This window comes from Thiorhodococcus minor (genome assembly GCF_010820565.1).
Classification (GTDB): domain Bacteria; phylum Pseudomonadota; class Gammaproteobacteria; order Chromatiales; family Chromatiaceae; genus Thiorhodococcus; species Thiorhodococcus minor.
In genome coordinates, this window is record NZ_JAAIJQ010000352.1 from 1 (window position 1) to 442 (window position 442).

1 pseudogene is annotated in these 442 nt (G+C 57.5%); it reads right to left on the reverse strand.

What is annotated here, in order from left to right:
* Positions 1-139: 139 nt before the first annotated feature.
* Positions 140-442, reverse strand: a pseudogene (locus G3446_RS27295) (Rpn family recombination-promoting nuclease/putative transposase); the annotation flags it as partial.

The following is a 442-nucleotide window of genomic DNA, read 5'->3' on the forward strand; positions in this document are numbered from 1 at the left end:
CGACCTTCCCGCTTGGCTTCATTCAGAAACGAGACCTCATCGTGCAATGCACGCTCGCGCACGAAGGCGAGGCGGCGAGCCTCTTCATCGGCGCTGAGTTGGCGGATGCGGTTCATGGCTTGTTTGACTCAAATGTGGGTCAGCGTTTGATTTCGGCGCGAAGCTGTTTCACTTCTTCAACGGGAAGGTCAGCAATCTCTGCAATCAACTGGTCCACCATCTCTGTCTGAGCCATCAGACTCCGTGCGGTAGCACGTTTGGTTTTTAACATTTGCTCTTCTGCTTCCTTCAGGGCTTCTTGCCTACCTTGCACCCAACCTTCCCGCTTGGCCTCGTTCAGAAACGAGACTTCATCGTGCAACGCCCGCTCGCGCACGAAGGCGAGGCGGCGGGCCTCTTCATCGGCGCTGAGCTGGCGGATGCGGCTCATCGCTTGCTGGAC